This window comes from Streptomyces sp. LZ34, from assembly GCF_053890475.1.
Map to the genome: position 1 here is coordinate 6,128,059 of NZ_CM132680.1, position 12,320 is coordinate 6,140,378.

The 12,320-nt window shown below is 71.7% G+C and carries 11 protein-coding genes; 5 read left to right on the forward strand and 6 right to left on the reverse strand.

Annotation, left to right across the window (positions count from 1 at the left end; all coding sequences use genetic code 11):
* Positions 1–32 precede the first annotated feature (32 nt).
* The gene (locus ACWY4P_RS24795) at positions 33–551 is read right to left on the reverse strand and encodes a DUF2617 family protein (RefSeq protein WP_456212723.1); all 519 of its coding nucleotides are present in this window, start codon (positions 549–551) and stop codon (positions 33–35) included.
* Positions 552–1,280: 729 nt separating this feature from the next.
* Here ACWY4P_RS24795 and ACWY4P_RS24800 point away from each other — a divergent pair.
* Both ACWY4P_RS24800 and ACWY4P_RS24805 read left to right on the forward strand, forming a co-directional pair.
* The gene (locus tag ACWY4P_RS24800; RefSeq protein WP_456212724.1) at positions 1,281–2,471 is read left to right on the forward strand and encodes a pyridoxal phosphate-dependent aminotransferase; all 1,191 of its coding nucleotides are present in this window, start codon (positions 1,281–1,283) and stop codon (positions 2,469–2,471) included.
* 135 nt (positions 2,472–2,606) lie between these two features.
* Positions 2,607–3,812, forward strand: a complete 1,206-nt coding sequence (locus ACWY4P_RS24805) for a hypothetical protein (protein ID WP_456212725.1) — start codon at positions 2,607–2,609, stop codon at positions 3,810–3,812.
* A gap of 63 nt (positions 3,813–3,875) precedes the next feature.
* On the opposite strand, the gene ACWY4P_RS24810 is transcribed toward ACWY4P_RS24805, so the two are convergent.
* Entirely contained in the window at positions 3,876–4,412 is a 537-nt protein-coding gene (locus ACWY4P_RS24810) for a YbjN domain-containing protein (protein WP_311729158.1), read from the reverse strand.
* A gap of 176 nt (positions 4,413–4,588) precedes the next feature.
* Complete coding sequence (clpB, locus tag ACWY4P_RS24815) at positions 4,589–7,180, reverse strand: ATP-dependent chaperone ClpB (RefSeq protein ID WP_456212726.1); 2,592 nt, start codon at positions 7,178–7,180, stop codon at positions 4,589–4,591.
* Between the two features lie 143 nt (positions 7,181–7,323).
* On the opposite strand from clpB, the gene ACWY4P_RS24820 reads away from it, so the two are divergent.
* Entirely contained in the window at positions 7,324–7,728 is a 405-nt protein-coding gene (locus tag ACWY4P_RS24820; RefSeq protein ID WP_456212727.1) for a pyridoxamine 5'-phosphate oxidase family protein, read from the forward strand.
* 74 nt (positions 7,729–7,802) lie between these two features.
* Here ACWY4P_RS24820 and ACWY4P_RS24825 read toward each other — a convergent pair whose 3' ends face one another.
* Together ACWY4P_RS24825 and proP are read right to left on the reverse strand one after the other, a co-directional pair.
* Positions 7,803–8,165 (reverse strand): cupin domain-containing protein, encoded by a 363-nt coding sequence (locus ACWY4P_RS24825; protein ID WP_456212728.1) that lies wholly within the window; start codon positions 8,163–8,165, stop codon positions 7,803–7,805.
* A gap of 70 nt (positions 8,166–8,235) precedes the next feature.
* Complete coding sequence (gene proP / locus ACWY4P_RS24830; protein WP_456213045.1) at positions 8,236–9,771, reverse strand: glycine betaine/L-proline transporter ProP; 1,536 nt, start codon at positions 9,769–9,771, stop codon at positions 8,236–8,238.
* A gap of 282 nt (positions 9,772–10,053) precedes the next feature.
* Here proP and ACWY4P_RS24835 point away from each other — a divergent pair, with 282 nt between their 5' ends.
* Positions 10,054–10,410: a YciI family protein gene (locus tag ACWY4P_RS24835; RefSeq protein ID WP_358639139.1), complete on the forward strand. Its 357-nt coding sequence runs from the start codon at positions 10,054–10,056 to the stop codon at positions 10,408–10,410.
* Between the two features lie 47 nt (positions 10,411–10,457).
* On the forward strand, positions 10,458–11,708 hold the full coding sequence (locus tag ACWY4P_RS24840; RefSeq protein ID WP_456212729.1) for an RNA polymerase sigma factor: 1,251 nt from the start codon (positions 10,458–10,460) through the stop codon (positions 11,706–11,708).
* Positions 11,709–11,912: 204 nt separating this feature from the next.
* On the opposite strand, the gene ACWY4P_RS24845 is transcribed toward ACWY4P_RS24840, so the two are convergent.
* The gene (locus tag ACWY4P_RS24845; protein WP_456212730.1) at positions 11,913–12,296 is read right to left on the reverse strand and encodes a RidA family protein; all 384 of its coding nucleotides are present in this window, start codon (positions 12,294–12,296) and stop codon (positions 11,913–11,915) included.
* Between the last annotated feature and the right edge of the window lie 24 nt (positions 12,297–12,320).

The following is a 12,320-nucleotide window of genomic DNA, read 5'->3' on the forward strand; positions in this document are numbered from 1 at the left end:
ATCCGTACATAAGCCCCTACCAGAAGGGGACTTCACAGCGCCGCCGCCACCCGCGCCCCCACACACGTACGCGTCGTCACCAGCCGCCCCTCCTGCGGATAGGCGTGCCAGGTCCGCCAGCTCACTATCCCCTCGCGCCACTGCGCGACCATCGCCGTGAACGCGTGGGGGCTGCCGGGGAAGGTGCCGGCCAGCCCGTGTGGATGGTCCGCCACCAGCGCGAGCAGCTCCTGCGCGCGCCTCCCGAACGAACCGCGCGACAACTCCTCGACGCGCGCCGCGAATTCGTACTCGCGGCCGTCGACGAGCGTGGAGACGCCCATCGGAAGCGGGGTGCTGTTGCCCGACATACAGGCCACGGTCTCCGAGCAGGAGCCCCCCTCGCCCTCCAGGAGGACTTGATGGGAGGCCCCGAGCAGCCTCAACTGTACGGAGAACGCGCGCAGTCGCAGATCGAGCACGGCAAGGGCCGGGAGCGGCTCCCGCCCCAGGCACCAGGCGAGGTCGTCGGCACGGGTGTCGGTGTAGGCAGTCTTGAGGGTCGTGAGCATGGGTCGGCTCCGCAAGCAGCGCAGGGGGAAGAGATGGGCCGGCCCGCCCCGCCGTGAGCCTGGGCGCGTTCGGACGCGCCGGCTCGTGCCCACGCGGGGTCCGTAGGGTCGGTGGTATACGGAATCATGAAATGAGCGCGCGACACATCGTTTTTACCCATCTTCGCCAGGTTTCCACCCCTGCGGGCGCCTATCAGTTCATGTGTTCAATAGGCACTGGCGCTCAACAGCCGTGCGCCCGGCGTGCCTTGGCACACCGGGCGCACGGGCGGATGGAGAAGCCGACCCCCCGTGAGTCAGCTGCCCCCTCCGCAGCCACCACCACCGCCGCCGCCGCAAGACGAGCCGCCCCCACACGACGACCCGCTGCCACCGCACGAGTGGTGATGTCCCCCGCTGTGTCCCCCGTGTCCCCCGTGACTGTGTCCCCCGTGTCCCCCGTGACCGTGTCCCCCGAATCCGTCGGAACCGGCCCACCAGCTGCCATGGGACCTGCCGCCGTACGCGGAAGTGCCCCAGGCCCTGGCCCGCCGGGTCCGCGCGGTGCCGAGCGCGGCCAGCACCGCGACGGCGAACGCCACCACGATCAGCATGACCATGAAGAGCATCGGACCTCACTCTCCCTTCCGTTCCCCCGTAGCGAGGTACCGGTCCGTACCTGTCATGAACGATGCCCGGGCCCCTGGGGTGTCAAAGCGGAGTTGAGGAAGTCCAGAGGTTGGGCGGAGGATGGCCCCCATGGGACGACCGCTGCTCAACCGCCGCCTGGCCGCATTCGGCACCACGATCTTCGCGGAGATGTCGGCGCTCGCCGTGGAAACCGGCTCGATCAACCTCGGCCAGGGCTTCCCCGACAGCGACGGCCCCGAAGAGGTGCGCGAGGCGGCGGTCCGCGCGCTGCGCGACGGCCGCGGCAACCAGTACCCGCCGGGGCCGGGCATCCCCGAGCTGCGCACCGCCGTCGCCGAGCATCAGCGGCGGTGGTACGGGCTGGCGTACGACCCGGACCGCGAGGTGCTGGTCACCGCGGGCGCGACCGAGGCCATCGCCGCCTCGCTGCTCGCGCTGCTGGAACCGGGCGACGAGGTGATCGCCCTGGAGCCGTACTACGACTCATACGCCGCGTGCATCGCGATGGCCGGCGGCACCCGCGTCCCGGTCACGCTCCGCCCGGACACCGCCGGGCCCCACCCCACCTTCCGGCTCGACCTGGACGAGCTGCGCGCCGCGGTCACCGACCGCACCCGGCTCATCCTCCTCAACACCCCCCACAACCCCACCGGCACCGTCCTCACCCGCGCGGAGCTGGCCGCCGTCGCCGAGCTGGCGGTCGAGCGGGATCTGCTGGTGGTGACGGACGAGGTCTACGAGCACCTGGTCTTCGGCACCGAGCACACCCCGCTCGCCTCCTTCCCCGGCATGCGCGAGCGCACCGTCACCATCGGCTCGGCGGGCAAGACCTTCTCCTTCACCGGCTGGAAGGTCGGCTGGGTAACCGCCTCTCCGGCCCTGGTCACGGCGGTCCGCTCCGCCAAGCAGTTCCTCACCTACGTCTCCTCCGGCCCCTTCCAGTACGCGGTCGCCGAGGCCCTCCGCCTGCCCGACAGCTACTTCCACACCATCCGCGAGGACCTGCTGGCCAAGCGCGATCTGCTGGCCGCCGGCCTCGCCGACGCGGGCTTCACGGTCTTCCGCCCCTCCGGCACGTACTTCATCACCACCGACATCCGCCCCCTCGGCGAGAGTGACGGCTTCGCCTTCTGCCGCGCCCTGCCCGAGCGCTGCGGCGTCGTCGCGATCCCCAACGCCGTCTTCTACGACCACCAGGACCAGGGCGCCCCCTTCGTCCGCTTCGCGTTCTGCAAGCGCGAGAGCGTCCTCGAAGAGGCCGCGACCCGCCTCAAGAGCCTCGCGGGCTGAGCCCGGGGCGCCCCCGTACGGGTCACCCCGGTCGCGGGCGGGCGCGCGAGCGCGCAAGGTCGTGGTGTGCCGGGCCCCGCCGCATTCCCGGGGCTCGGCACGCGACAGCCGCGTGTACCCCTCCGGAGGTGCCCCGTGTCCGCCGACACCAGAGCGCCCGTACGGGCCCCGGAGCCGTCGGCGCCACCCCCGGCCCGGCGCAGCGACGCGCAGCGGATGCGCGCGTCGCTGCGCCGGGCCGGGCCTGCCCTCGGGCTGTACGCCGCCGGCCGGCTGATCGGGCTGGTGTGCGTGGCGGCCTGGGCCGGGCGGGCCGGAAAGCATCCGCGTACGCTGCTCGGCTACTCCTGGGACAGCGTCTGGTACGTGGGCATCGTCCGCCACGGATACAACAGCACCCTCCCTCCGGACCCCGCCAAGCACGGCGTCACCTTCAGCGACATGGCCTTCTTTCCGCTGTACCCCATGCTCATGCGGACCCTCACCACCGTCCTGCCCGTCACCGAGGTGACCGCCGGTCTTGTGGTCGCCTGGGTGGCGGCGGGGGTGGCGGCCTGGGGGATCTACGCCGTCGGGGAGCGGCTGCACGGGCGGCGCGTGGGCACGGCGCTGGTGGTGCTGTGGGGGCTGCTGCCGCACGCGATCGTGCAGTCCATGGCGTACACCGAGCCGCTGCTGACCGCGCTGGCCGCCTGGTCGCTCTATGCGGTCCTGACCCGGCGCTGGCTGTGGGCGGGGACGCTGGCCCTGCTGGCCGGGGCGGCCCGGCCCAACGGCATCGCCGTCGCGGCGGCCGTCTGCTGCTGCGCCGCCGCCGAAGGGGCGCGCGACGGGGCCTTGCGCCGGTCGTGGCGGGTGTGGGCGGGCGCGGCGCTCTCGCCGCTGGGCTGGCTCGGCTATCTGGCCTGGGTGGGCTACCGGCGCGGCAGCTGGCGCGGCTACTTCGCCGTCCAGGACGAGTGGGGGTCCCGGTTCGACTTCGGTGTGAGCGCCCTCCGGTTCATCCGGAACCTGCTCCTCGGCAGGGCGTCGTTCGCGTACTTCGTGGCGCTGGTGATCCTCAGCGTCGCGCTGCTGCTGTTCGCGCTGCTCACGGCCGACCGGCCGCCGCTCCCGCTGATCGTCTACACGCTGGTGCTGGTCGCCATCGCCCTCGGAGGCAGCAACTACTTCGCCTCCAAGCCGCGCTTCCTGCTGCCCGCCTTCCCGCTGCTGCTCCCGTTGGCCGTGGCGATGGCGAGAGCCCGGCCGCGCACCGCCGTACTGACCGGCGGCGCGCTGGCCGGGCTCTCCTTCGCCTACGGGACGTATCTGCTGGCCGTGGCCCGTATCCCGATGTGAGCAGGGAATGCGGGCAGGGCAGGGCTGACCCGGGCCGGGGCGGGGCAGGTCGGGGTGGGGCCGTCAGGCCTCGTCGTCGCCCGGCTTCTCGTCGCCGTCGGACTCGATGTCGGCCTCCAGGCCCAGCTGCTCGACCAGCCACTTGTCGAATTCGATCGAGGCCCGCACCCAGCTGACCGTGCTGGACACGAAGTGCTCCAGGCTGACGCCGGTGCCGATCAGCATCTGCGCCTCACCGATCAGCCGGACCGTGCCGTCGTCGTTGGTGTGGCTGTAGACCTTCGGCCACAGCGTGCGACGGTTCCAGTCGTCGATCGCCTCGAGCAGTCGCGGCTTCTCGTCGATCTCGTGCGGCCGGTCGTAGAACGTCCGGACCGAGAAGACCTGCTGCTCCTCCTCACCACGGAACATGAAGTAGGTACGGAACTGCTCCCACGGCGCGGCGAGGTCCCCTTCCTCGTCGACGACGTACTTCAGCTCCATCTGCTCCAGCAGCTGCTTGACCAGGTCCTGGTCGGGCAGCACGGGGCCCGTCGGACCCGTCGGTTGCGGCTCGGGCTGGCCCCCGAAATTCGGAATCGAGGACGGGTCGATGCTCACCGTGGATTTCCCTTCGTCTGGAATACCGCCATCCTCCCTCACACCCGCCCCCGGCGTGCAAGTGCGGGCGGACTGTTCCCGAATCCGATCCGCGGCGGCCCGCTGGAGACACACGGGCGGCCCGCGGCGAAACCTCCGCCGCGGGCCGCCTGTCGCGCCTGCTGTCCCTGCTGTCGCTACTGCGCCGGACCCACCAGCAGGTCGTCGCCGACCCGGTCCACCCGGACCGTGTCGCCGTCCCTGACCTCGCCCGCCAGGATCTCCTTGGCCAGCCGGTCGCCGATCGCCGTCTGGATCAGGCGGCGCAGCGGCCGCGCCCCGTACGCCGGGTCGTTGCCCTCCTCCGCGAGCCAGGCCAGCGCGGCCGGGGTGACGTCCAGCTTCAGCTGCCGCTCGGCCAGGCGCTCGGCGAGCCGGTCGATCTGCAGCTCGGCGATGCGGGCCAGCTCGGGCCCGCTGAGCGCGGTGAAGACCACCAGGTCGTCCAGCCGGTTCAGGAACTCCGGCTTGAAGGAGGTCCGCACGGTCTCCAGCACGCTCTGCTTCTTCTCCTCCTCGCTGAGCAGCGGGTCGACCAGGTACTGGCTGCCGAGGTTGGAGGTGAGGACCAGGATGGTGTTCCGGAAGTCCACGGTCCGGCCCTGGCCGTCCGTGAGCCGCCCGTCGTCCAGGACCTGCAGCAGGACGTCGAAGACCTCGGGGTGGGCCTTCTCGACCTCGTCCAGCAGCACCACGCTGTACGGGCGGCGGCGCACCGCCTCGGTCAGCTGGCCGCCCTCCTCGTAGCCGACATAGCCGGGGGGCGCGCCGACCAGCCGGGCGACGCTGTGCTTCTCGCCGTACTCGCTCATGTCGATGCGGACCATGGCGCGCTCGTCGTCGAAAAGGAAGTCGGCGAGCGCCTTGGCCAGCTCGGTCTTGCCGACGCCGGTCGGGCCGAGGAAGAGGAACGATCCGGTCGGCCGGTCCGGGTCGGCGATGCCGGCCCGGGTCCTGCGCACCGCGTCGGAGACGGCCCGTACGGCCTCGCTCTGGCCGATCAGCCGCTTGCCGAGCTCGTCCTCCATGCGCAGCAGCTTCTGGGTCTCGCCCTCCAGCAGCCGCCCGGCGGGGATCCCGGTCCAGGACGCGACCACATCGGCCACGTCGTCGGGACCGACCTCCTCCTTGACCATCGTGCCGCGGCCCTCCTGCACCTCGGCCTCGGCCGCGGAGGCCTCCTCCAGCTCGCGCTCGAGCGCCGGGATCTCCCCGTACAGCAGCTTGGACGCGGTGTCGAAGTCCCCGTCGCGCTGGGCGCGCTCGGCCTGCCCGCGCAGCTCGTCGAGCTTCTCCTTCAGCTCGCCGACCCGGTTGAGTCCCTGCTTCTCCTTCTCCCAGCGCGCGGTCAGCCCGCGCAGCTCCTCCTCCTTGTCGGCGAGGTCGCGGCGCAGCTTCTCCAGCCGCTGCCTGCTGGCCTCGTCGGTCTCGCGGGCGAGCGCCATCTCCTCCATCTTCATCCGGTCGACCGAGCGCTGGAGCTCGTCGATCTCGACGGGCGAGGAGTCGATCTCCATGCGCAGCCGGGAGGCCGCCTCGTCGACCAGGTCGATGGCCTTGTCGGGGAGGAAGCGGGAGGTGATGTAGCGGTCGGACAGGGTCGCGGCGGCGACCAGCGCGCCGTCCGCGATCTGCACCTTGTGGTGCGCCTCGTAGCGGCCCTTGAGCCCGCGCAGGATGGCCACCGTGTCCTCGACGGTCGGCTCGGAGACCAGCACCTGCTGGAAGCGGCGCTCCAGCGCGGCGTCCTTCTCGATCCGCTCGCGGTACTCGTCGAGCGTGGTGGCGCCCACCATGCGCAGCTCGCCGCGGGCCAGCATCGGCTTGAGCATGTTGCCCGCGTCCATCGCCGAGTCGCCGCCGGCGCCCGCGCCGACCACGGTGTGCAGCTCGTCGATGAACGTGATGATCTGCCCGTCGCTGGACTTGATCTCGGCCAGGACGGTCTTCAGCCGCTCCTCGAACTCGCCGCGGTACTTGGCGCCCGCGACCATCGCGCCCAGGTCCAGCGCCACCAGCCGCTTGTTCCGCAGGCTCTCGGGCACATCGCCCTTGACGATCCGCTGCGCCAGGCCCTCCACCACGGCCGTCTTGCCGACGCCGGGCTCGCCGATCAGCACCGGGTTGTTCTTGGTGCGCCGCGACAGCACCTGGACGACGCGGCGGATCTCCTGGTCCCGCCCGATGACCGGGTCGAGCTTGCCGTCGCGCGCGGCGGCGGTGAAGTCGGTGCCGAACTTCTCCAGGGCCTTGTACGTGCCCTCCGGGTCCGCGTTGGTCACCCGCTGTCCGCCCCTCGCCTTCTCGAACGCGGCGAGCAGCTTCTTGGCGCCCGCCCCCTGTTCCGCCAGCAGCTCCCCGGCCTGGCCGCCCTTGGCGGCGATGCCGATCAGCAGGTGCTCGGTGGAGACGTAGTCGTCGCCCAGGTCCTTGGCGCGCTGCGCGGCGTCCGCGAGCACCGCCAGCAGCTCGCGGTTCGGCTGCGGCGGGGCGACGGTCGACCCGCGCACGCTGGCCAGCCCGGCCAGCAGCCGCTCGGCGCCGTCGCGTACGACGGCCGCGTCGGTGTCCACGGCGACCAGCAGATCCATCAGATTCTCGTTGTCCTGGCCCTGTAGCAGGGCCAGCAGCAGATGCGCGGGCGTCAGGTCCGCGTGCCCCGCGGCGACCGCGCGGTCGTTGGCGGCGCTCACCGCCGCCCGGCTCTTGTTGGTCAGCTCGGCGTCCACGTCCCCGTGCTCCTCCTCATCACGCTGACGGCTGGCAATCCCTGCCGTGCCCAACATCCGTAAAGTTGAGTCTATTCCACTCAAGTGTGGGGGTCGAGAGACGGATGGCCACGGCCGGCGGCACTGTCGATAGATTGGCCGCCATGGCCCTCGACCCCCGCGACCCCGGCCCCGCGTACCTCGCCTTCTGGCGCGAACGCCATCTGTGCACCCTGACCACACCGCGCCCCGACGGCACGCCGCATGTGGTTCCCGTCGGTGTCACATACGACCCGGCGGCCGGAATCGCTCGCATCATCACCAACAAGCACAGCCGGAAGGTTGCCCACATCCAGGCGGCCGGCCCCTCCGGCGCGCCCGTCGCCGTCTGCCAACTGGCCGGAAAGCGGTGGGCGACGCTCGAGGGCCGGGCGGTGATCCGTACCGAGAAGGAGCTCGTCGAGGGCGCGGAGCGGCGCTACGCCGAGCGCTACGAACGCACGCCCTCCCCCAACCCGGACCGGGTCCTGATCGAGATCACGCTGACCAGGGCGCTCGGCCGGGCGTGAGCCGTAGCCGTGCGGGGCGACATGAGGGGCGCCGCCGGGCGCACCCGACGCCACCCCTCGCCCTCCACCGTCGCTCAGCCTTTCGCCTTCGCGTAGGCGGTGGCCATGTCACCGGCGAAGTCGTACACCACGGCTGCCTCGTCGCCGACCACCCACGCTTCGTGCCCCGGTGGGATCACAAAGACATCGCCGGGTCCTATCTCGGACTCCGCTCCGTCGTCCGTCCGGATCCGCATCCGCCCCCGGGCCATGATCCCGCGGTGCGACACCTGGCAGGTGTCCGTCCCGGCGATCGGCCGGACCGACTCCGTCCAGCGCCAGCCGGGCTCAAAGGTGCCCACGGCGAAATCCAGGCCACTCAGGTGCACGACCTCCAGGTGACCCCGGGGAAAGTCGCGCCGCTCATCGGGCTTTTCGATCGTCTTGACTTCCAACATGGCGTTACCTCCTGTGCCGTACTTCCATCGTGCGCCTCGGAAGCGGGCAACGGCACGCATCGGAGGGCTCTCAACGCTCCCCGCCGCGATCGTGGTTCCGATGCACCGCCGCCCACGGATGCCGCAGCCTGATCCACACGTCCCGCGCCCGCCGCCCGGCCCGGGCCCGGCTCAGGGCCACCAGCCTCCGGGCCTCCTCGGCGGTCTCCACCATGGGCCCCGAGCCGCGCAGCGGCCTGCCCGCCGTCTCGTGCAGGAAGAGCGTGGAGACCAGCCCGACGAGACCCGCGGTCATCAGGTAGTACGCCGGCACCAGGTCGTCGCCGGTCGTGGCGGTCAGCCAGGAGGCGACCAGCGGGGTGGTGCCGCCGAACAGCGACACCGAGATGTTGAACGAGATCGACAGCGCGCCGTAGCGCAGCCGGGTCGGGAACAGCGCGGGCAGCGTGGCCGCGCTGGTCCCCGCGAAGATCACCAGCAGCAGCCCGAGGATCAGACAGCCCACCGCGGGCATCAGGATCCCGCCCGCCTGGATCAGCAGCACCGCCGGGATCGCGAGCGCGATCATCGCCACGCTGCCCGCCATGAACATCGGGCGCCGCCCCCAGCGGTCGGAGGAGCGGCCCACCACCGTGATCGTCAGCGCGACCAGGATCATGGTGCCGAGCACCAGCACCTGGGCCGTGGTGGCGTCCTGGCCGAGGGTGGAGGTCATGTACGTGGGCAGGTAGGACGTCACCATGTAGTTGGTGACGTTGTAGAGCAGCACCAGCCCCATGCAGACCAGCACGGCCTGCCAGTGCCGGGTGAAGACCTCCTTCAGCCGGCCCTTGCCGGACTGGCGCGCCTCCTCCACCGGGTCCACGCCCCCGCGCCCGGCGCCGACCGCCTCCGCCGCCCGCTCGGCCTCCCGCTGGAACGCCGGGGTCTCCTCCAGCCGCAGCCGCATATACAGCCCGATCAGCCCGATCGGCCCCGCGATCAGGAACGGCACCCGCCAGCCCCAGTCCACCATCCCCTGCTCGCCGAGCACCGCGGTCAACACCGTGACCACCCCGGACCCCAGCGAATAGCCGATGAACGTCCCGAAGTCCAGCCAGCTGCCCAGGAAGCCGCGGCGCCGGTCCGGGGCGAACTCGGCGATGTACGTGGTCGCCCCCGCGTACTCGCCCCCGGTCGAGAACCCCTGCACCACCCGGCACGCCAGCAACAGCAGCGGGGCCGCGAGGCCGATGGACGCGTAGCTGGGCAGCAGCCCCACCGCGAAGGTGCCGATCGCCATCATGATCATGGTGGTCGAGAGCACCCGCCGCCGCCCGATACGGTCCCCGAGCGGCCCGAAGACCAGCCCGCCCAGCGGGCGCACCAGGAACGCGACCGCGAAGGTGGCGAAGGTGGAGACCACCTGGGTCGCCGGTGAGCTCGACGGGAAGAAGACCTTGCCGAGGGTGACCGCCACATACGCGTAGACGCCGAAGTCGAACCACTCCATGGTGTTGCCGACCGCCGTCGCGGTGACCGCCCGGCGCAGCCGCGGCCGGTCGACGACCGTGACGTCCTCGATGGTCAGCGGCTCCTTGCGGCGGCGCAGCAGCGTCCGCAGCATCCGATCGGTGCGCTCGCTCCCGCCGCCGCGCGCCGCACGGCGGGTGCGGCGCACGGGATGACGGGGTGGTGTGCGACCGGTACTCATCCTCTTCCCTGCCGACGGGCGTCGGCACCTGCGGCCCCTCGGCTCCTTCCCCCATCGTGCGCCCGAGCGGGCACGGCCGCACGGGGCGGAAATTCTCCGAAGATTTTCTGCCGGAGCTGTCGATCCGGCCGTCTCCCGTTCGACGCGAGGATGAGAGGCGGGGAGAGCCCCCGCCCCGCGCACCGAGGAGACACCATGCCGCGCTTTATGACGCTGATCCGCATCGACGAGCAGAACGCCCCCGCCGAGGGCCCCAGCCCCGAGCTCATGGAGCGCATGGGCGCGCTGCTGGACGAGATCACCAAGGCCGGGGTGATGCTGGACACCGCCGGGCTCACCCCGACCTCCGAGGGCACCCGGGTCACCTGGTCCGGCGGGAAGCTCAGCTACACCGACGGGCCCTTCACCGAGAGCAAGGAGGTCATCGGCGGCTACTCCATCGTCCAGGCCAAGGACAAGGCCGAGGCGCTGGAGTGGACCAAGCGGTTCCTCCAGACCCACGAGGACTACTGGACCATCACCGCTGAGGTCCGCGAGATCGCCGAGGGCTGACCGGCCGCGCTTGCCCCGGCCTGATGCGCCTGCTCTGATGGGTGGACGTGACGGGAGCAAGCTCTGAAGCGGGCCAAGCGATCGAAGCGGTCTTCAGAATCGAGTCCGCGCGGATCATCGCCGGTGTCACCCGCATCGTGCGGGACGTGGGCATCGCCGAGGAACTCGCGCAGGACGCTCTGGTCGCCGCGCTGGAGCAGTGGCCGGAGTCGGGCGTCCCGGACAAGCCGGGCGCCTGGCTCATGGCCACCGCCAAGCACCGCGCGATCGACCTCGTACGCCGCAAGGAGACCTACGCGCGCAAGCTGGCCGAGGTCGGCCGGACCCTCACCGACGTGCCCCCGCCCGAGCCCGCGTACCTCGAGCACACCCCCGACGACATCGACGACGACCTGCTGCGGCTGATCTTCACCGCCTGCCACCCCGTGCTCTCGACCGAGGCCCGGGTCGCGCTCACCCTGCGGCTGCTGGGCGGGCTGACCACCCAGGAGATCGCCCGCGCCTTCCTGGCCCCGGAGCCGACCGTCGCCCAGCGGATCGTCCGCGCCAAACGCGCGCTCGCCAAGGCCGACGTCCCCTTCGAGGTCCCGTACGGCACCGACCGCGCCGCCCGCCTCGCCTCGGTCCTCGGGGTCATCTACCTCATCTTCAACGAGGGCTACTCCGCCACGGCCGGCGACGACCTGGTCCGCCCCGCCCTGTGCGAGGACGCCCTCCGCCTCGCCCGCGTCCTGGCCGGCCTGATGCCCAAGGAACCCGAGGTCCACGGCCTCGCCGCGCTCCTGGAGTTCCAGGCCTCCCGCATCGCGGCCCGCACCGGCCCCGACGGCGAACCCGTACTCCTCGCCGACCAGAACCGCGCCAAATGGAACCGCCTCCTCATCCGCCGCGGCGTCGAGGCCCTCCACCGCGCCGGCCACGGCCCGTACTCCCTCCAGGCCGCCATCGCCGCCTGCCACACCCAGGCGGTCCGCTACGAGGACACCGACTGGGCCACGATCGCCACCCTGTACGGCCGGCTGATGACCCTGACCCCCTCCCCCGTGATCGAACTCAACCGAGCCGTCGCCATCTCCATGTCCCAGGGCCCCGCCGCCGCCCTCCCCCTGGTCGACGCCCTCGCCGACGACCCCGCCCTGAAGGGCTACCACCTGCTCCCCAGCGTCCGCGGCGACCTCCTGGAACGCCTGGGCCGCCCGGCCGAGGCCCGCACCGAATTCGAGCGAGCCGCCACCCAGACCCACAACGCCCGCGAACGCCACCTCCTCCTGGAACGCGCCGCCCGCTGCGCGCGATGACATTGCCGAAGACATCGTGCGGGGCGAAGCTCCGACGCTGCTCACAGGCCACATCTCCCGGCGGCGCATGCCGTGATCGCGCACTCGGCGGCGTGCCGTGCCGCGAACGCGGAGGGGAATGGCCCGCGGCCGTGGGAGGCACGGACGGCCGGCCCGCTCGCGATCCGCCACTGCCATGCGGTGCGTGTGGCAGGGAGCGAGGGGTCAGTCGGCCAGCACTGCCAGCGCGTCGACCTCCACGAGCAGCCCTGGCGGAAGCTGCATGTAGACGGTGGTGCGGGCGGGGAAGGGCGCACCGACGGCCGCCGCGTACGCCTCGTTCATCTCGGCCAGGTGGGCGGGATCGGTGAGATACACGCGGAGCATCACGACGTCCTCCAGGGCCGCGCCGCCCGCCTTGAGTACGGCGGTGACGTTGCGCAGGGTCTGTGCGGTCTGTTCGGCGACCGTGGTGCCGACGACCTCGCCCGTGTCCGGATCGAGCGGGAGCTGCCCGGAGACCTGAAGGACGGGGCCCTTGCGGATGCCTTGGGACAGCGGAGCTGCCAGGGCGGGTGCGTTCTCGGTGGTGATGACGGTTCTGGTCATGGTGGGTCCTTGAAGGGGGTGTGG

Coding starts and splice junctions, on each gene's coding strand:
- ACWY4P_RS24820 (WP_456212727.1), top strand. CDS start 7,324: ATGGCCCTCGACCCCCGCGACCCCGGCCCCGCGTACCTCGCCTTCTGG.
- ACWY4P_RS24825 (WP_456212728.1), bottom strand. CDS start 8,165: ATGTTGGAAGTCAAGACGATCGAAAAGCCCGATGAGCGGCGCGACTTT.
- ACWY4P_RS24800 (WP_456212724.1), top strand. CDS start 1,281: ATGGCCCCCATGGGACGACCGCTGCTCAACCGCCGCCTGGCCGCATTC.
- ACWY4P_RS24835 (WP_358639139.1), top strand. CDS start 10,054: ATGCCGCGCTTTATGACGCTGATCCGCATCGACGAGCAGAACGCCCCC.
- ACWY4P_RS24795 (WP_456212723.1), bottom strand. CDS start 551: ATGCTCACGACCCTCAAGACTGCCTACACCGACACCCGTGCCGACGAC.
- ACWY4P_RS24845 (WP_456212730.1), bottom strand. CDS start 12,296: ATGACCAGAACCGTCATCACCACCGAGAACGCACCCGCCCTGGCAGCT.
- proP (WP_456213045.1), bottom strand. CDS start 9,771: ATGCTGCGGACGCTGCTGCGCCGCCGCAAGGAGCCGCTGACCATCGAG.